24 protein-coding genes are annotated in these 18,860 nt (G+C 35.5%); 23 read left to right on the top strand and 1 reads right to left on the bottom strand.

The genetic code is table 11. The features are described 5' to 3' along the window. The first annotated feature begins 354 nt into the window (after positions 1 to 354). The 18 genes from ABE021_RS14120 (at position 355) to ABE021_RS14035 (ending at position 12,342) form a co-directional block, all read left to right on the top strand. Positions 355 to 516, top strand: a complete 162-nt coding sequence (locus tag ABE021_RS14120; RefSeq protein WP_430289525.1) for a hypothetical protein — start codon at positions 355 to 357, stop codon at positions 514 to 516. 115 nt (positions 517 to 631) lie between these two features. Then, positions 632 to 991, top strand: a complete 360-nt coding sequence (locus tag ABE021_RS14115; RefSeq protein WP_430289523.1) for an inner-membrane translocator — start codon at positions 632 to 634, stop codon at positions 989 to 991. A 323-nt stretch (positions 992 to 1,314) separates the two neighbouring features. After that, on the top strand, positions 1,315 to 2,013 hold the full coding sequence (locus ABE021_RS14110) for a DUF7003 family protein (protein WP_430289521.1): 699 nt from the start codon (positions 1,315 to 1,317) through the stop codon (positions 2,011 to 2,013). A 91-nt stretch (positions 2,014 to 2,104) separates the two neighbouring features. Next, entirely contained in the window at positions 2,105 to 2,947 is an 843-nt protein-coding gene (locus tag ABE021_RS14105) for a hypothetical protein (protein ID WP_430289520.1), read from the top strand. Positions 2,948 to 3,020: 73 nt separating this feature from the next. Beyond that, positions 3,021 to 3,425, top strand: coding sequence for a hypothetical protein (locus ABE021_RS14100; protein ID WP_430289519.1), 405 nt, complete (start codon positions 3,021 to 3,023; stop codon positions 3,423 to 3,425). A 141-nt stretch (positions 3,426 to 3,566) separates the two neighbouring features. After that, positions 3,567 to 4,448, top strand: coding sequence for a hypothetical protein (locus ABE021_RS14095; protein ID WP_430289518.1), 882 nt, complete (start codon positions 3,567 to 3,569; stop codon positions 4,446 to 4,448). 527 nt (positions 4,449 to 4,975) lie between these two features. Further along, positions 4,976 to 5,350 (top strand): hypothetical protein, encoded by a 375-nt coding sequence (locus tag ABE021_RS14090; RefSeq protein ID WP_430289516.1) that lies wholly within the window; start codon positions 4,976 to 4,978, stop codon positions 5,348 to 5,350. A gap of 90 nt (positions 5,351 to 5,440) precedes the next feature. Next, on the top strand, positions 5,441 to 5,974 hold the full coding sequence (locus ABE021_RS14085; protein WP_430289514.1) for an amino acid oxidase: 534 nt from the start codon (positions 5,441 to 5,443) through the stop codon (positions 5,972 to 5,974). Positions 5,975 to 6,072: 98 nt separating this feature from the next. Beyond that, a complete protein-coding gene (locus ABE021_RS14080; protein ID WP_430289512.1) occupies positions 6,073 to 6,363 on the top strand; it encodes a DUF2785 domain-containing protein in 291 nt (96 codons plus the stop codon). Positions 6,364 to 6,623: 260 nt separating this feature from the next. Further along, a complete protein-coding gene (locus tag ABE021_RS14075) occupies positions 6,624 to 7,439 on the top strand; it encodes an alpha/beta fold hydrolase (protein WP_430289510.1) in 816 nt (271 codons plus the stop codon). Between the two features lie 142 nt (positions 7,440 to 7,581). Further along, positions 7,582 to 7,887 (top strand): hypothetical protein, encoded by a 306-nt coding sequence (locus ABE021_RS14070; RefSeq protein ID WP_430289509.1) that lies wholly within the window; start codon positions 7,582 to 7,584, stop codon positions 7,885 to 7,887. 280 nt (positions 7,888 to 8,167) lie between these two features. Next, positions 8,168 to 8,722 (top strand): DUF4240 domain-containing protein, encoded by a 555-nt coding sequence (locus ABE021_RS14065; protein ID WP_430289508.1) that lies wholly within the window; start codon positions 8,168 to 8,170, stop codon positions 8,720 to 8,722. A gap of 113 nt (positions 8,723 to 8,835) precedes the next feature. Further along, the gene (locus ABE021_RS14060) at positions 8,836 to 9,204 is read left to right on the top strand and encodes a DUF2750 domain-containing protein (RefSeq protein ID WP_430289507.1); all 369 of its coding nucleotides are present in this window, start codon (positions 8,836 to 8,838) and stop codon (positions 9,202 to 9,204) included. Between the two features lie 115 nt (positions 9,205 to 9,319). Then, complete coding sequence (locus ABE021_RS14055; protein WP_430289506.1) at positions 9,320 to 9,709, top strand: hypothetical protein; 390 nt, start codon at positions 9,320 to 9,322, stop codon at positions 9,707 to 9,709. A gap of 127 nt (positions 9,710 to 9,836) precedes the next feature. Continuing rightward, positions 9,837 to 10,412: a phosphoglycerate mutase family protein gene (locus tag ABE021_RS14050; protein ID WP_430289505.1), complete on the top strand. Its 576-nt coding sequence runs from the start codon at positions 9,837 to 9,839 to the stop codon at positions 10,410 to 10,412. A gap of 157 nt (positions 10,413 to 10,569) precedes the next feature. Beyond that, positions 10,570 to 11,049: a hypothetical protein gene (locus tag ABE021_RS14045; RefSeq protein WP_430289503.1), complete on the top strand. Its 480-nt coding sequence runs from the start codon at positions 10,570 to 10,572 to the stop codon at positions 11,047 to 11,049. A 79-nt stretch (positions 11,050 to 11,128) separates the two neighbouring features. Further along, the gene (locus ABE021_RS14040) at positions 11,129 to 11,533 is read left to right on the top strand and encodes a hypothetical protein (protein ID WP_430289501.1); all 405 of its coding nucleotides are present in this window, start codon (positions 11,129 to 11,131) and stop codon (positions 11,531 to 11,533) included. A gap of 431 nt (positions 11,534 to 11,964) precedes the next feature. Beyond that, positions 11,965 to 12,342 carry an LptM family lipoprotein gene (locus ABE021_RS14035; RefSeq protein WP_430289499.1) on the top strand — a complete coding sequence of 126 codons (378 nt, stop codon included), beginning with the start codon at positions 11,965 to 11,967 and terminating at the stop codon, positions 12,340 to 12,342. A gap of 65 nt (positions 12,343 to 12,407) precedes the next feature. Here the strand turns inward: ABE021_RS14035 and ABE021_RS14030 are convergent, their stop codons facing one another. Continuing rightward, entirely contained in the window at positions 12,408 to 12,845 is a 438-nt protein-coding gene (locus ABE021_RS14030; RefSeq protein WP_430289498.1) for a DUF3888 domain-containing protein, read from the bottom strand. A 462-nt stretch (positions 12,846 to 13,307) separates the two neighbouring features. On the opposite strand from ABE021_RS14030, the gene ABE021_RS14025 reads away from it, so the two are divergent. The 5 genes from ABE021_RS14025 (at position 13,308) to ABE021_RS14005 (ending at position 18,405) form a co-directional block, all read left to right on the top strand. Further along, on the top strand, positions 13,308 to 13,739 hold the full coding sequence (locus tag ABE021_RS14025) for a hypothetical protein (RefSeq protein WP_430289496.1): 432 nt from the start codon (positions 13,308 to 13,310) through the stop codon (positions 13,737 to 13,739). Positions 13,740 to 13,876: 137 nt separating this feature from the next. Continuing rightward, positions 13,877 to 14,215 (top strand): hypothetical protein, encoded by a 339-nt coding sequence (locus ABE021_RS14020; RefSeq protein WP_430289495.1) that lies wholly within the window; start codon positions 13,877 to 13,879, stop codon positions 14,213 to 14,215. 671 nt (positions 14,216 to 14,886) lie between these two features. Next, a complete protein-coding gene (locus tag ABE021_RS14015; protein ID WP_430289493.1) occupies positions 14,887 to 16,320 on the top strand; it encodes a M1 family metallopeptidase in 1,434 nt (477 codons plus the stop codon). Between the two features lie 145 nt (positions 16,321 to 16,465). Beyond that, positions 16,466 to 17,302, top strand: coding sequence for a DUF3888 domain-containing protein (locus ABE021_RS14010; protein ID WP_430289491.1), 837 nt, complete (start codon positions 16,466 to 16,468; stop codon positions 17,300 to 17,302). Positions 17,303 to 17,916: 614 nt separating this feature from the next. After that, positions 17,917 to 18,405, top strand: coding sequence for a hypothetical protein (locus ABE021_RS14005; RefSeq protein ID WP_430289489.1), 489 nt, complete (start codon positions 17,917 to 17,919; stop codon positions 18,403 to 18,405). Positions 18,406 to 18,860: the final 455 nt, after the last annotated feature.

Below are 18,860 nucleotides of genomic sequence, written 5' to 3'. Positions count from 1 at the left end.
AGAAACCCTATTTTCTTTATACAGTATGTCTACTATTATCTTCACTCTAAAGTGATCGAAACGTCTAAAGCCATAGGCATTGCGTTTCATCACTTTTTTTTATGCCCTTCTAGGAAAGTATTTGAGTACTTAAAGGAGACTCTTCAGGCGCAGAAATTGATGCGAGTAAAGAAAGGGATGGATCCAGTATTATTGAAGGATTTTGCACACCTTCGTTATTAGGCTTTTGTATTGAGTGAATATGTCTCGAAAGATATCTTGTCCGAAAAGAAAGCGAATGTTTTTTTAGCGGCAGGAGCAGTGCGAACAGATTAAGGAACTGTTTTTTACAATGACACGTTCGGGAGCAAACAAATGAACATCTACAGTTCTCAAACGTTATTTGAGCAGTTCTTTAAAGGAAAAGCAAGCGATTGGATATTGGATGAGTTGGAATATGAGAAATTCGAAAAATTCAAGGCACAACAGAAACAAATAAAGCAACGTAAGGGAATGAATCAAAAGATAGGATTATAAAATATAGCGAAATACTTTGAATATTACGGATGTTATTGGAAGGGTAAAATGTTATCATTGAGTGAAGTGAGAAATAATGGATATTAAGCAAACGGGCCAGATAAGAGAATAATTGTTGTATTCAAGTTCAGGCTTTAATACTAAATTTAAGAAGGAGGAGAAGAAAATTATTGGTTTAATCTTATTACTATTTCTCTTATTACTAATCTCTTTAAATATTGGATCCTTCTTATTGTTGAAAAGAGGAAATCTTAGTTTAGTTATTATTTTAGGAATTATTATGATGATGGTTTTCGATGTTCTTGGTATTAAAGGTGGAGAATTATTTCTTCGTTTCGGAGGAGGAGAAGGCGGTGGTTATGTTGCAGCAATGTGTGCTGTGTTTACTTTCGTTAATGGATTTCTACTTGTAACGACCGTAATTATCATGTTTATTATCAGAGTAATAAGAAATAAAAAAAGAATTTCCTCGTAAAACAATCGGGCGCGATTGCTTTATTAGTGTTCACGCTATATAGCAATAGGGCCATTTTGTTGATGGAGGTGTATTTATTGCTAGCTGCTATTATCACTTCAACAGAATGTTTATTAATAGGTGTAGTTACTTTCACAGTTGCTTTAGTAAAAAGAAGCAAAAAAGAAATGTGAATTTAAAATGAATACCTTTCCACTTTGATTTTAAATCTTTACTTAAAATGTTCTATTAAAACAATCGGGCGCGTTTATTTAATAAGAATCGTACTACAATCGGGCCAGCTACTTGCATTATATGAAATATATCTTGGAAGGAGTGACAGTGTGAAAGCTAAAGAAATTCTTCGAGAATTAGATGCATACACTGAGGATTATAATTTTCCTATACTAGATAATTATAATGTTGATTTGGCACGGTGTAGGATAACTGTTTTCAGTGATAAAGAAAAATGGTTAATTGTATTTGAAGTTGTAGGGATTGATTTAAATCAGGAGATAACTACGGATTTATATATTTATAGTAATGTCACAAGACAGAGAGGTTTATTAACAGGTATAGAGGCCAGTGTAACCTTAGAAAATAAAGAAAACTGGTATGATGACGAAGGCAATTTTATTGTAAATCCGTTTCATTTAGAACTTATTATCATGGGGAAAAAGGTTAAATTAAACCCTGAAAAGACTGAATACATAAAGTTAGGAATTAATACTGAATCATTTAATCTAACTAAGCTTCTACGCTATCTAAATTCGCAATACGAAGAAGAATTATGGTTATTGATCGAATCTCTACTAATCGAGATAGATGAAAGTATTGAATTACCACTATTTTATCAAAGTAGTGAATGGCAGCATCCCGATATTAGTGATGGACAAAAACCAAGCGAAAGTATGTTTTTTCAAAGTCTCTCACAAGCAATCGAGTCGAATAATGTGGATTTAATAAAATCGGGTGAATCAAATACTCACTGGTCTAATTGGACATGGAGCAATTTTGAAAACCAAGAAGAAGATATGGAATAAATAGGTGTTATGCAATCGGGTGCGATTGTGGTACAAACTTTATTCCATTAACGGGCCAATTTGCTGAATAAGAAAGGCGGTCATTCCAAATATGAAATGGATTCAAAAGTCATTTGTTAGTTCAATTTTTGTTTTTTTGCTCACGGGATGTATAGGAGAAAATTATGATTATAGCCCCCCTGTTGTCTCTATTTTGAGTAATCCTGATTTAATAACAGGTGAATTAAAAGCGGCGAATATAGCTTGGCATTCTGATAAAGAGTATACCAAAACATCAGAAGATATTTACTCCCTTGCAAGAGAACAGAAACCATTGCATTATTACTCAGGACAACAAATGGACGTGTTATTCGAAAATCAAGATTTTGCTCTAAAGGAGTTAAGTATTTATGTAAGTCATCATAACAAAAAGACTGACCTGCCAGTTGAAGATAGAGTTTTCGAACTGCCAAAGGAAGAGGGGGAATATGTAATTGTAGTAAAACTTCTTGCGGACAGTGGACGTGCTGAATATGTTGGGAATATCGTCATTGAAAAAAAGGATGATTACCCTTATTTTCCTGCTGTTTCATTTGTAAAAATTTTTGATAGGACAAAAGAAGAGAAATTAGAAGCAATGAAAGGAAATTGGCAGTTACCACGAGATATGGGTGAGCAAACTTTAGAGAATGAGGATATGTCTTTTTTCGTGAAAGACCAAGAAAAACTACATTATGATTCAGGGCAACGGATAGAAATTTTATTTGACCATCATAATTTCAAACTCAAGGAGTTAAAGGTTTATGTAAAACAGGACGGTGAAATCACTACTCTACCGCTCGAAGGAAATACTTTTAATTTACCAGAAAAGGAAGGAGAATATACAATTATGGTAAATTTTCTTTCTGATAAAGGACATGTCGAGTATGTTGGGAATATTGTTATCTCAGAATAGGGTGCGTTAACCGAACATGATTATTCAAGAAAATGGCCAAATAATCGATAACTAAAAATCGTGAGGGGTTTTAATGAATAAAGAAATTGAAGAAAAAATTGTTAAAACATTTTTCGTTAAAAGAATTCAGCAAAGAGTTCTGTTTGAACTCTCTTCACCACATAAACGCTATGCTGCTTTTGGTAGACGAAACGATTTCATGCGTACAGAGTTAATGTTTGAAATACCTAAACCAAATTCAGATGCTGCAGAGATTGAGAAGTTGTTAAAAAAACAAGGAGCCGGAAAGATGTGCTATGTAATGACATCGGCAGAAAGTGATATTGACGGAGAAGAATTACCACTAACAAAAGCTTTAGAGGAATTAATTTGGTCAGGACTACCGTTTATTATTTCTTGTATACCAACTAAATTGGCTTTCTATCAAGGTGAACAGGCGTATGGTCCTCCTCAAAGGTTTATTTTGAAAAGACAATAGCAGTAGTTCTTGTTGAATTACCGGGGGGACTGCTTCATAAGTAATCGTACCTATATCGCAATATGGTGCGATTCTAGAACAAAAATTTGCGTCCATTTAAGCAATCGGGCCATTATGTTGTGTAATTTGGAGGAGAGTAGTTTGAGGATTGAGCCAACAAAAAAACAAATAGACGCATGGATAGATAATTACGTACCGGATAAAGACTTGTTTTTTCTAACAAAAGAATACTTGGATGAAAAGATTGATATTTCAGATGCTTTATTAATGCCGATTGATGAATTTTTAAGTCACAGTACTTATAAGCAAATAGATTATGTGAATAGTTATTTGTACTGGAATATAAAGAACGCCCAGTATGTAATTATTGCTGAAATGAAATGGATTGGAAGCAGATCCGTCGAGGAACAAGAATACATTTTTAATTCGCAATTACAATGTGCAAGAGGGCTTGTGATACCTATTTCTTTTGTAGATAGGCTAGAAAAAATACCTCGAAATTATATAGTGAATAAGCACCTTATTATCCAACGTGAAATGTGGGAGTTTCTCGATTTTACGATTAAAGACCAGATACTGAATAAAATGGTATATGAATGGTGGGATAACGGAGATTGTGAAATACCTCCCACTTCGATGCCTGATTTTTTAAAACCGTATGCTAATACATTTGGCTATAAACAAGGTGCAAATTGTTTGGCAGCCGTATTATACGCTATTACAAAAGGGAAGCAGGATTGGTTTATTCATGAATGGGTACATCAAAAAACATTCTTGGAAAAACTGAGTCAGTACGACTATCAGGAATTCTTAAGCGATGGCATGAGCGAAGGGGATATCGCAATATGGAAAGATGAAAATGGTGCCATCCAGCATGCAGCTTATCACATTGGTGATGGTCTGTACTTCAATAAGCATGGTCAAACTATCTTTAACCCTTGGAAGATTCTTAAGGAAGAACAGCTATATAAAGAATGGAATCACCTCAAACGTGTGGTATATCGAAGTGTAAATTATTTATAGAATAATCGCGTCAATATCGCAAATGGGCCGCTATCTAGCATATGAATTGTTGATTTGCACTCCAGACGGCAAGCTTTCCGAGGGGTGTGGCTTGAGCCTCCTCGGTCGCAAAAACCGCGACTTGCGGGGGCTCAAGGCGCACACTGATCCCTCAGGAGTCGGCCGTCTTCCGCTACAAACAACGGTAAGTAGTTATTATAAAGTGTGTATTCACGAATCGGACCATTTTACAGATTAATTGTTTTATTCGAGATTGGGCTTTGATACTAAGTTAGATTTGAGAAGGAGGAGAAAACGATTACCGGTTTAATATTAGTACTATTTCTCTTATTAATAATCTCATTAAACATTGTATTCTTTGTATTGTCAAACAAGGATATTGAGAAAAGGATGCGTTTGTAGGATGAAGTGTTTGTGTGAATTCATTGAAAAAAACATTATATGTAATAATTACCTAAATCGCCGGAGAGTTAAATGATAGTTAGACAAAAAAATGCTGGAATAATGATAAAAAAGGTGATGGTAAAATGACTATATTTCCAGAAGAAAACGACTTTCTTTCATTATTTGAATGTGAACCAACGTTATTAGATAATACTTCGAAAAACTTGCCATTTTATTATAATGAAGCAACATATCGATTTTCTAATGGAGAGGAAGACTTTATTGTTACACTTTCTCCCTCATATGGTGAAGTAAAAATACAAGTAACTCAGCGTCTTACCAACAGGCTTTTATCACTTCTGGACCTAAAACGAGTTGATAAATTTGAAATTACAGTAGATAAGAAAGACCATTCAGGCGTGTTATTAACAGTCGTTAATGAGGACTCTCAACAAATGATTGAAGTTAATTTTAAGCCTTACTTCAAACAGATTTTCAAAGAACACTTTATTCGTTAAGGACAAATTTTATTCACTACTCGGGGGCAGTTGTTGAAGAAGCATTGGGCCTGAAACGGGGCAGATTGAAGAAGTAGGAAGTGGAATAATTTGAAAAAGGTTATAATGATTATAGGTTTGCTGTTGCTAGTTTCATGTTCAACTCAGCAAGAGGTGAATTATGACGGAGCATCTTTGAAGATTGCTGTAATTGGCGATATTCCTGAACTGAACAATGAGAAGATTACATTTGAAGCGATTACTTTAGACGAATTCAGCGAGAAAAACATGGAATCTACTAGCACATGGAATGCTGTTATGATTACGCCTAGCATATTTGAGAAAGCATCAGATGATTTCTACATTGAGATGTATAATAACTCCAATTTACCAATTATATTTTTTGATTCTCCAAAACGTCATCTTCCATTTGTTAATGAGGATGTGACTTATCAAACTGCACATTGGAAATCCATGGACAATGGTTCGCATACCACAATTTATCATCATAGTTATTTAGCTGATTCAGAGGAAAATAAAGAAGATGCTTGGTATTTCTATTTGAAAGACGAAAAGAATATAAATAAACTTTACCAAGAAGTCTTTAAGAAAATAGAGGATTTGCAAGATCAGATTTCAAAATAATGTTTTAAGAAAGTATGTATAGACTGATAGAATTGGGTGAGATTGCTGCATAAGTAATCACGCTATTATCGCAAACGTGCCATTTTGTTAAATACTTAATGCCAACCCGTTATGTCAGGAAAGAAAAAGATGTAAGAGGATCTGTCGATGGTAAGGGATGGGCACATGCTATGGCTCACGCTGCGGATAAATTGGGGGAGATTTCCAAGCATCGCTACATAAAGGAAGATGAGTTAATAGAGCTATTGGAAGTTCTTAACGTTAAAGTTTTATTTTCTAATTCTATTTTTACTCACAATGAAGATGAGCGCATGGTACTCTCAGCTTTTATTACAAACGATAGAGGGGTATTAAGTGAACAAAACATTTTAAGTGGGTTAACATTTTAAAAATCCGATTGGACACTCAAAAGAAACTTGTAACTGACCTTACCGGCTTGTATCTTAAGCTTAATGTACGTAACTTTCTATACAATTTATATTTTCGCTTTCACTATAACAATGTGGGGATTACTCTTCAGAAAGAGATTGGAAAAATGTTGGATTCTATTCGAGGCTTTTAATGAGCAATGTAGCAAGCAAACGGGGGCGATTTTGTAACAAAGATTTGCGTCTTCCACCAATCGGGCCAGATAAAAGGGGATGAAGTCATGGAAACGGATTACTATGAATGGGGCAATAGAAATAATCCGACTTTAGTTTTTTTGCATGGAATGGGTTCTGCAGGAATGAGCTTCGGCGAACTGGCAAAGCTTACAATGAGTAATTATCACATTGTTTCTTTTGATTTACCTGGACATGGTGGAAAAGCTCCTTTGCCTAATGAGGAAGATTATTTTCCAACAAGTATCGCAGGTAACTTAAATAAATCGATTGAGACATTGGGTTTAACTGATGTGATTCTTGTCGGACATTCATGGGGAGCCCACCTTGCACTCTATCTGGCTGGACTTCATCCGAAAATGGTCAAAGGACTAATCTTATTAGACGGAGGGTATTTCCAACAAGATCCTGTGGGTGATTCCCTAGAAAAACAACTTGAACATGTTGATGTATTCACTGAGAAAGTTCGCTATCCTTCGTGGGAGGCATTTCTTAAATCTGAAAAAGAGGATTCTCCTACATGGTCCAAAGAGATTGAAGCGGGACGCTTGGCACAAGTTATGGAAATCGACGGTGAAATCCGATTGGCTATATCTCCTTTTACAGCCAAAGCAGTAATTAAAGGAATATATCAGGAGCAAACAGCAATCATTTTCCCTAAGGTGCTTTCTCCAGTGTTGTTAATGCGTAGTACGCTTCCCGTAGAAATAGAAGATGAACGCAGAACAGCAATCGAATATTTAGTTGAGCAAATCCCACAAGCTGAGGTGCATGCAATTCCGAACACAAGCCACGATATTTATCGGGATGCACCGGAAATAATTGCCCGTAATATAAATGAATGGATTGCCCGGATATTATAACTGGAAATCTATTTTGTTACTGCAAACGGCTGCGGTTGCTGAATAGGTGATCGTTCTATATCGTAGTCAGGTCAATTAGTAGAAAAAGTAGTCGGGAATTAAACAGTTTAAAAGGAAGAGAGGTTCAGAAATTGATTGGAATTTGAATGAAACTAGTATAGAACTCCCATATACATCCTATAACTTAAGAATGTTGTTAGATACTATTAATAAGAAAGAAAAAGAATTTCCACAATATATTTTTGCTATGTGGTGCGATAATTTAACTATGGCATTTGGTGATGACGAATTGAACGAGTATGATTCACTAGCTTTTGAGATCGCAAGGGAAATCGAATGTAGATGGGATTTGTTTTGGGATGAAAAAGGATTAAGAAAAATAGATCAATTGAAATTAGAGTTACCAATTAGTTGGTTTATGGAATGGTCAAAAGAATTAAATGAATAGGATATAGGTTTTTATTCAATTATTAGGTGCAGCTAGGGAAGATCAACTGTTCCTGAAACGGGCTGTTATGTGAAATATCTCCACCAGTTGAACTAGTTGATTCAATGATTTCACTTAGACATATATCGTTACTCTTTAGAATCATGTGGTCCATATTCTTACAAATTAAATGGGAAATATTCTTCCTTGTTTAGTTAATGGGCGCGTTTGAATGGTAAGAACAGTGCATCAAACAGGCCAGATTTAATAACATTCAACATCAAAATCGGGAAAGAATGAGGTGGATATATTGGAAAAGAAGGAGTTTTGGGAATTAATTGAAGGGTCCAGAGAGTTTGATCAAGCTGAATGGTTAACGGAGCAACTTGTTCAAAGGGGATTAGAAGAAGTATTAGACTTTGAATTTTTATTTCAAGAACTAATGAACGCTAGTTATCAATCTCGTTTATGGGGAGCGGCTTTTGTTCTGATGGGAGGTTGTTCTGACGATAGTTTTGACTATTTTAGGGGATGGTTGATTGGACAAGGAGAAAAAATATATAACGAGGTAATGGAAAATCACGAATTTTTAGCAGAATATATAAATGAAAATAACCTTGGCGTTGAAGGCGTGCCTCAGAATGAAGAATTGCTTTCAGTTGGATTAAATGCCTACACGCTAATAAAGACAGGTGATATTGAATGGGATGATGATATCCATAATGAGTTATTAGAAGCTCTTGATAAGAAGGGACTACCATCAGAAACGGACATAGAATTTGATTGGGAAGAAGATGATTTGGAAAATTTATTTCCTGTTCTATGGAGGAGATTTGGAGAAGAACCATTGGGCTAAGGAAATTAGAACCTACATTTCAACAATAGGGCGCAATTCTTGAAGAAGGATTGCCCATTAAAGTAATAGGGCGATATTTTGGAGGGAACAGTAAATATTCGAGGAGTTTATTTATGGAATTCGACTTAACTATAAATTCTAAAAGGCGTTATGAATATTTTCTCAAGAAAGTTTCAAGAAACAAGTTGATATGGGGATTAGCGGGCATAGAAGGATGGTGTGTTTGTGAATCAAATGAATATGAAGATACAGGAGTTATGCTTTTTTGGTCGGATGAAGCATATGCACGCCAGTGTACGATAGATGAATGGTCACATTATAAACCAACTTCCATAACATTAGAGGAATTTATGAATAATTGGCTTTCCGGAATGATTGAGGACAATTTGTTAGTTGGTGTTAACTGGAATGCGAAACTAATTGGATTAGAAGTTGAGCCTGTTGACTTATTTAAAGAGTTGCAAGAATCGTCAGAGGGATAAATAGTGCTACTTTCACCAATCGGCCTCGATTGCTGCACAAGTAATCGCCCCAATATCGCAAACGGGCCATTTTTTTGTTGGAAAGGAAATTTAGAAGTTACGCAGGAGGTAATGTATGAAACGGGTTGGTATTATTTTGGGATTGATATTGATTGTCGTAGCTGTGTTTTTACTCGTAAATAAATCATACTATCCACCATTCCCGACGGATAATCTATCAGCAAAGGAAGCAATTGAAAAATTAAAAAACGCTGACGAGAAGATAGTGGAGGTCGCCACAGAGAATGATTCCATTTGGTATATCACAAAATCTGAAGGTAAAGGCATGTCACTAGCCGATGATCATCTTAAGCAGATGATTGGTTCAAAAGGTTGGCAATTTAAAGAACAAGCTGGTGCTGGTCTCTTCTTTGAAAAAGACGGGGAAAAATTAGTCGTGATGACTGAAATGTGGACTAATAAATATGTACTCGTTCAGGTACAGAAAAAGTTTAAAGAACTTTGAAGTCTTTAAAAATCGGGCGCGTTTGCATGATAAGGACAGTGCATCAAACTGGCCAAATTGATTAAGAAACACGAGTTACGATGTGAACAATGTATTCTAAATTGTACCTATGAGCGGTGGTGATTAAGTGGAGTTGATATTTATTCGTCATGGCCAGGGAGAACACACACTAGACATACCTAATAGCTTGTACTTAAAGAGTCCGTCACTAACTATACAAGGAATAAATCAAGCGAAATTGTTAAGTGAAAAGTTCACTTTGACAGATGAGGATATTATATTTATTAGTCCAATTAGAAGAACCATAGAGACAGCTTTAGTTTGGACTAAGAATATTGACTGCCGTAAGATTGTAAGTCCATTTGTTTCTCCACGTATATTCCCTACTCGTAAAAATGGTACGACCTTGCCGTGTGACGAAATTATTAATTTGGAAACAATAAAAAGAGATTATCCAGAACTAGAATTAGATACGAACGCGTCTTCTAATTTATGGCGTAGTGGTATTAATACTATGTCGGATAGTGAATACAATAAGATCGCACGCGAATTTATTGCGAGTTTGAAGTTGTTAAAAAGAAATAAGATTTATGTAGTTTCGCACGATGGTACGATCACTGCATATCGCCAATTTATTTCTGGCTATAGATTGTCAAGAAATGACTTTCTAGATGAAACAGGATGGTTTGAAATTAGATGCTGATATATAACTGTGTAATTGTGGGTTCTATTCTTTTATGACTTTCAGCAATAGGGGGCGTTAATGAATTTAGGGTTCCCCTTCAAACGGATACGGCTAGTTCAATCAGGAATGGAGAATATTTTAACTATGAAAAACATTGGATGCTAGGAGGGCTTGTTTGAAAAAGTTTCGTGGAAAGAGACGATATTTTCGTAATTTATCGAAAGAAATTGCATTAGAAACCTGTAATTTACATTGCGATAAAGAAGCGTGGTTTGACCTATGGCATAGCCATCTCGATTTTTCTGGATATGGAAATCATAGTTTGAGGATACGAAGAAAGCACATTCAGGCACATATAGCTTTATATAAAAACATATTAAAAAAGCTTGGAACCTTTGAAAAACCTTGCCAATCTTGGGTTCATATTGACGATGAAGACGCTAGTGCTGATGCGGTTTTTATTCATACACCAAATCCAAACGAAGATAATTTCCCTCTTAAAGTAGAAGATGTGAACTGGAATTGCACAATCCCAACTGATTTCCAAGATTTAATTAATACAGAAGATTTTATTGTCGGACAATATAAATCTCAATCTGAAGGTGGTTACATTATCCAGTCCAGAAACCAGGGGAATAGACTGAACTACCATTGAACTAACGTGTCGTTTGTAGGACATTAATATACCAGAGGCGGGCAAAATCATCGATAACTAAAAATCGTGAGGGGTTTTAATGAATAAAGAAATTGAAGAAAAAATTGTTAAAACATTTTTCGTTAAAAGAATTCAGCAAAGAGTTCTGTTTGAACTCTCTTCACCACATAAACGCTATGCTGCTTTTGGAAGACGAAACGATTTCATGCGTACAGAGTTAATGTTTGACATACCTAAATCAAATTCAGATCCTGAAGAGATTGAGAAGTTGTTAAAAAAACAAGGAGCCGGAAAGATGTGCTATGTAATGACATCGGCAGAAAGTGATATTGACGGAGAAGAATTGCCACTAACAAAAGCTTTAGAGGAATTAATTTGGTCAGGACTACCGTTTATTATTTCTTGTATACCAACTAAATTGGCTTTCTATCAAGGTGAACAGGCGTATGGTCCTCCTCAAAGGTTTATTTTGAAAAAACAATAGAAGTGGTTCTTGTTGAAGTAACGGGTGGATTGCTTTACAAGTAATCGCGCCAATACCGCAATAGGGCCAAATGATTGAACAGAAATAAGTATTAGGGGACTGAGCTGATGAAAACAATCGCTAGTATTTTAATTCTATTATTTATTCCATCACTTTTAATTGCTTGTAACAACCCAAAGGATGAAGAGTATATTATTTAAGTTCAAACTTCACTGACCAATTAATCGAATGTCTTGATAATGAAGGCGTTGAGTATAAGTTAGACGATGACAAAAATATATTGATTAAAAAGAAAGATAATGAAAAAGCCGTTACGCGATGTGCTTAAAAATTTCACTAACGGGGTCGTTTGCGAGATAAAGGATTTGTGCCGATTCAGTAATCGGGCCAAATTCTTTAATTAACACGAAATAGATGAGGGAGTGAAATCGGTGAAAAAGTTATTTTTAATAATGTTCTCTGTCCTCGCAATCTTAACCTTATCAGCATGTGCACAGAAAAAGTTAAGCTTTGACGAAGTAGATAATGTTCCGAAAAAAGTGACAGAAGCAATAAACCCTGACGATCAACTTCAAGTGATTAATAAAAAAGGCAAAGTATATTACATTGTTTTTCAATCGCAAGACGATGTTAAAGCCAGTTTGGAATCAGTGGATATGACAGCGCTTATTAAGTTAGACGAAGTGGATGCGAGCGAAACTGAACTAAAGCAATATATATATATTTTAACGATAGATCAGTCTCATGACACAATTGATATCAAAGTTAATGGTGAATCAACGCCTCATCCTATGACTATTATTGATTAAAGGGCGCAATTGCTTTATAAGCAAATGCCCCAATACCGCAATGAGGCCAATTAATAGAAGCCCGTTTATGATTCGGAAGGATATTCATGGGTCTTCAGATGCTTGTGATTTATCAATTTAACTGTAGGTCCAGCAGAAATCTCATAGGTCATTCGGTCTTTCCCTATTGGGATCCAGTGACCACCATCGGTAGGCTCAATTTCAAAAGTAATTTGCAATTGAAAGCCACGAAAACCATTAACTCTTTTTGTTTCTATTACTTCAATATCCCAAAGAGCTACATGAGGTGAAAAAGCTTTTACAATCTCCGGATAATAATAGTTATTTAAGTCGTTTTCAATATAAGGAGTAAGCATAACCATGAGCATATCCTGTAACCTAAGTTCGTCAGAGTCTTGAGTTGGTTCTGCTGATGAAACGATTCTTGTTTGATTAGAAGTAATTAGAGCTAGGGATAGAATAAGAACTAGAGATAAGATAAAAATGATAGCCATTTTTTTCATTTTCTTCAATACACCTCGTTACGACTTAATCTTATTTACTATATTGTTGCATTTTTTCGAATATAGTATGCGCTTTTGGAAACTAACGGGTGCTATTCTTGCAAAACCCTTACTAAGTTGATTAGAATGCAAGACGGCGACACCGGGAGGATCAGCGTGAGTCTTGAGGCCCTCGATGGAGCGAGAACCGTTACGATGTATTGCTTTTGCGAGTAAAAGCGAAGCGTTAGGAGCACACGCATTTAGCGAAAAAGGCGGCTCAAGCCAAGCCCTCCGAAAAGCGTCCGTTTGGAACGGAAATCAACGGCGTTACAACGTTCCATAATTGGGGTTGTTTGTTTTATAGGCAAATACACCAATACCGCAATAGGGCCAGTAAAAAGAAAAAGGGTGATGTAAGTTATGTATATAGGATCTATTACAACTCGACAGCCCGTGTCATTTTATTCACGAAAGGCTGATGTGAATATTAAAAGTAAACCTGAATCTTTCACGAATAAAGCATTAGTAGAAAGTCAAAAATCTAGTTCAACACAAAAGGATTCCCCTACCATTTATAATCAGATTTCTGACAAATATGATGTGAGAAATGCAACTTTCGGTGAAATCATTGAAATCTCTATTGCTTTATATGAAGCAGGAGAAATATCTTTAAAAGAACATGCTGTTTTAACATTCGATTTTGAAAAGGCAACGAATAATTTAAAACGAATTGCACCAGGTCACATTTCTCCTGATTTCAACATGCATGCAACATCTGCTAACAGTAGTGGTCAAAGGGATTGGATATCAGAATTCGGAGCAAGGGCAGCAAAAGACTTTAAGTTCAGTAATTTAATTGGTTACCAAAGTAACACAAAGGTTTTTGATATTTTGGAGCGACTATCACGTTAAGAAGGAGCGGTTATCTTTTTCGATTAGTTTTTATAAAGCAACGTAGGTATTTATTAAACGTGGGAAGTAAAGAAACAAGGACTGTACTTTAATTGTGCCATTGCTTTAAAAACTAGGAAGATTAGAGGTAAATACACATGGGAGCCAAACAAAAGGAAAGGCTGTTCAAAAAATGGGGTTTGATAGGTCTAGTTAGTTTAGTTGCTTTGTTTTATTTATTGCACTCAACACCTGATCGGGCAGTTAGAACGTGCGTATTTTTTATAGGACATCCAGTGGCTGCGATGACTTCAGATATTGAAGATGATACTAATCATAGTAAAAGTGATAAAACGGAACACGAAAAGGCTAATCTTAAAACATTCACACTTACAAATCCACCGTATGTAAAAGCCACAGATAGCGACTTGGGAAATTATCAAGTTAGAAAGTATGGCTTTATTTACTTCGCAAAATTTTCAGGTGGAATGCAATAATTATGAAAGTTTTTATATGAATTTTTACAGATGACTAATTATTTAACACACTTGGGGGCGTTTGTGGTATAAGCCATTTCGTCTATATCGTAAACGGCCGATTTAGAGAAAAGGAGAATGATTAGTTATGAAAGAGAAATATCCTAGCTATAGTTGCTGTAATGTCTTGTTCATTATTTTATTTTGGAAACGATTAGATTTCCTTTGCTTCGCCAAATGAAAATGAGAAAATCGATAATCTTTTTGAAACGGATTTATATGATAATGCTGAAATGAAATTTGGCATAACTGGTATGGGTGTTAGTAAGAGTGAAAAGGTCTTATCAGTATAAATGGGTGAAGATAATTTGAATAATAAAGAAAAATCAAAACTGTATTTTGAAAAGAACTTGCCAGTAATGGAATTACTAATTACGAAGTTGAAATTTTAAATTTAGAAAAATGAGTTGAACTATCTAACAAAGAAGAGTTACTCTGTTGTGTTTTCTCCAAACGGGGGCAATTAATGAATTAGGGTCACCATTCAAATTCTCCATAATGTTTAAAATAAATATCGACTTTAGGGTTTTGTTGGATAAGCAGTTTTGAAGTAATTTACTAATCCCATCAAGAATAGATATGTATTAAGGAGAAAGTACAGAAATGGGGCGTATCGAGTTAAGAAGAGACTAATGCTTATTATACTTACAATAATTCTATTACTAGTGATTTTTATTTTTCTGAAGCCTAACCCAAGAAACACAGAAAAAGAAACTGCTTTAGTTGAAAACAAAATACAAAAAGAAGATTTTTCACCTCAAACGCTGCCTTCCGGTAATGAAAGTCGTTATAATATTCACTTGAAAATGGATACAGATGGAGAGTTTCAAATAGAAACTACTGTGGAAATTAAAAATACCTCAGTAGATACTTGGCCAGAATTGGTCTTCTATTTTATTCCTAACATCTTTACGAAAGATAGTTCAGAGCAGTTGGGAAATACCTTGGATGCTCCAGCGACTTTACAGGTAGATGATGTTTTAGTAGAAGATAAAACATCCGGATTCACTTTGACACATGACACATTAACTATCCCATTAGATACCCCGGTCCAGCCAGGGGAGAGTGTAGCAGTCGATTTTTCTTACCAATTCACTTTACCGGTAGGTGGGCTACGATTTACGAAGACCAAGGACAACTATCATCTTGCCCAATTTTATCCCATGCTTGCCACATTTCGAGATCATAAGTGGAATAAGGAGGGGTATGGATTCAGAGGGGAAACATATCACACCGGATTCAGTGATTTCAATGTATCGTATGACATTCCGGAAAGGTATACCTTTGTTTCTACAAGTGAAGATGAAAGTTATCCCAGCAAAAGAACTGGTACATTTCTTGTAAATGATGTTAAGGAAGTTTTTATAGCTATATTGAAAGATCCACGTGTTGTCGAGGAACAAGTGGGGGATGTAAACATAAGGGTATTCGGATTTGAAGAGAAAGACGATTTGTATAAGGAGATTAGTGAAATTGCTTCTGATTCATTACAATACTTTCAAGAGGTACTGGGGCCATATCCATTTACTGAATTAGATATTGTATTGGACGGTCTTGGGATGGAATATCCCGGTATTGTTACAGCGGGTTCAATCTATGGCAAACCAGTACGCGATGATGCTGTGAAGAATATGGTTGTTCACGAAATAGCACATCAGTGGTTTTACGGAGTTATTAATAATGATCCGTATAATGAAGCTTGGTTAGATGAAGGCTTTACCACATTCGCTGAAGAGCTATTTCATTTCTCTCAATCTGATGATGAGATTCCTTATGAGAAAATGCTAGAAAGAATCGAACTAATCAAGGATTCCTCATTACCTGTAAACCTACCACTGGATCAATATGAGAACAATTCCCACTTCTACGGAAAAGCCAGCACAATGTTATGGCTATTATTTAAGGATAGAGGCGGATTAGAAGAGGCAGAAAAGTTTTTAAAAACCTATTATGATTTATATAAGTATAAAGAAGTAAATACTGAGGAATTCATAAGATTCGCTCGTTCTTATTTTAGTCTAGAAGACGATTCAGAACTCTCAACTTGGTTGGAAATAAATAATTAAATCGCTATAACATTCATCAGTCGGGGGCATTTCTTCCATATGGATTTGCACTCTTTTCAGTAATAGGACCACTTTATTTAAAGAATAATTATATGATTTCAGGGGACAATACTCATTAATTAAATCTATATTAAAGGAGTATTCGATGAAAAAAGTCCTTGGAATATTATCTTTTGTTCTTTTTAGTATCTTTATTATTAACCATGAAATGGATAAAGAAAAACTTCCGAATAGGGAATTATACAAAGATACTTTGTTAACAACTTCAGGAAATATTAATTCCCAAAGTAAGCAACCCGGTTATAAAATTATTTATGATACATTGCTTACAATGCTTGATCCATCCATACAAAAGGAAATTATTAATTATTATGGTTATCTCAAACAATATGGTTTATATGATGCTGAAATTCTGAGTATCATCAGGCGTGAGGGTCAGTTTGGCTTTATTGTAAAAGTCCGAGTCACAACATTTGAACATGCGGATGACCCGCCTAATGGTAAGGAAACAATGACTTTTTATGTAGACCCACTTGGTGTTAAAACAATTAGCTTTCAACATAAGGGAGATAAATTAGAAAAGGAGATAGATGAATTTTATAAAGCAACACTTGTAGATATAAAACAGTCTTTTAATTTGAATCTTAAGTCTTACACTGTTTACAAATACAATCAATTGCAATATGAAGCAGAAATAAACAATGAATTTAAATCTCTTTTTACTATTGCAGATGAAATAGTAACCAACGTATTGGTTCCCGAGAGAAAGATACCCAACAAAAATGTTATTGACCCTGTTACCTTTCTAAAAGATGATACAGGATATATACTCTTCAAAAAGTCCGATGGTACAAATGTAAATTATAAAGTACGAAAGAAAGATGGCAATTGGATAGTGACAGATAAAAATATTAAACAAGGTAAGAAAATGGATTATAAATTACCATGGTATATATGGAGAGAAAATAAGCCTACTGATTAATTCAGTAGGTTTTTTTAATAATATGAAATGTGTTGTAACTCTTCAGTGTATTGTTGTATATGATGCTGAAATTCAAGCTGAACTTTTGATGAATACGAAAGATGCCGTGTCTTAATCCGTATTCATCATAAGAATGCTTTTGTTTATTATAGTAGGACACTTAAGTGATTGGAGTGCAAGCCTTCGACTCCGGAAGGATTAGCGTGTGCCTTGAGATATTGGACAGAGTGAAGCGAAGGAAGTGGCTCAAGCCACGCCTTCCGATAAGTGTAAGGCTGGAACGTAAATAGACGTTTTAGTGATATTCCAAATTTTAGTTTCATTTGTGGGGCATTTAAAGAGGTAAACTTCTCAATTATTTATTGATAATTTGATCTTTTTGTTATTTTATCTATCCTGGTTTTCATAGTGAAAATATTATAAATTACCATTTCAACTTTATTGCAAACACAACAGAAACATGTTCTTCATTAAATTTAGGTAATATTTCGACGACAATCACTTTGTTTAGAGAAATACCATTGGATACTATGTAAAAGTAGGTGATACATCTAATAATAGAGCGATGGTTAAGCAGTAATCGACCTATACAGATTGAGCATGATGGGTGTTTTGTGCGCGGTGGAGAGATCGATGGACAACCGATTCCGGCTGATCGGCAAGAACGTATCCAGGAAGAAGTAGAGACGCAGTTGGAGGTGAAACCATTAATATTGTGTCAGTACTTTCTGCAGCAAGGAAATTTTCAAGATGCTGAAAAGGTTGAGCAAGTAGATGGTACCATCTTTCAAGGCAAGCGCGGTCGTATGCTTGCGGAAGTGAGTTTTGCCGGTACGAGTTTTTCAGAGGGATTTCTGAGCGTGTACGGCATGGAATCGGATCAAGCTGTGAAGCGTTACGAGGAGAAGTTGCAGTTGTTTGAAGTGGAGAAGCGAGAGAAGGAACAGAAAGCCATCTTTATCGGACGTGTCAAGAAAGGGAATCTCGAACAGCTTTCAGAAGGATTTCCAACCGTTCCAGAGGCGAAAAGAAAGTTATCGAATATGCAACAACAAAAGGAAAACGTCCCCCAACAATTTGTAGAGATGAAGCGAGAGGAATAGCAGATAGATAAATGAATAGTGAAAGTAGGTTTGTGTATGACGAAACAACACGTAAACATGCGCTTCGCATTTGGCACAGCTTTGGCTCTGGTGATATGTTTAGCAGTTACACCCGAGATCGTTTTTGCCTCAGCTGGACAAGTCCAAGCTAAGCTCACAAATGCAGCCAATGTCGTGAAAAGGCATTTTGACAGCGCTTGTGGCGTTAGTCGGGATTTGTGCAGATTTATTTATGATCATTAAGCGTAATCCTCGGAAGGGGTTCCACATCGCCTAACCGAAAAAGCGCTAGGGGGAACGACCTATCGGTTTCCATAGTGCATCTGATTTTTAAACCGAGGATATTCTTGGTATTATTCATATGTATGCACTACATTTCGGATCCTTGTTTCTTTACAATTCAAATACAGCAAAACCGATATGTGGTTCATTTCTGTATTTGGCAAGTAGAAAAT

It is taken from the genome of Sporosarcina gallistercoris (assembly GCF_050459885.1).
Lineage (GTDB): Bacteria > Bacillota > Bacilli > Bacillales_A > Planococcaceae > Sporosarcina > Sporosarcina gallistercoris_A.
Note: the sequence above shows the minus strand (reverse complement) of the source record. Positions and strands in the feature narration are given on the sequence as shown.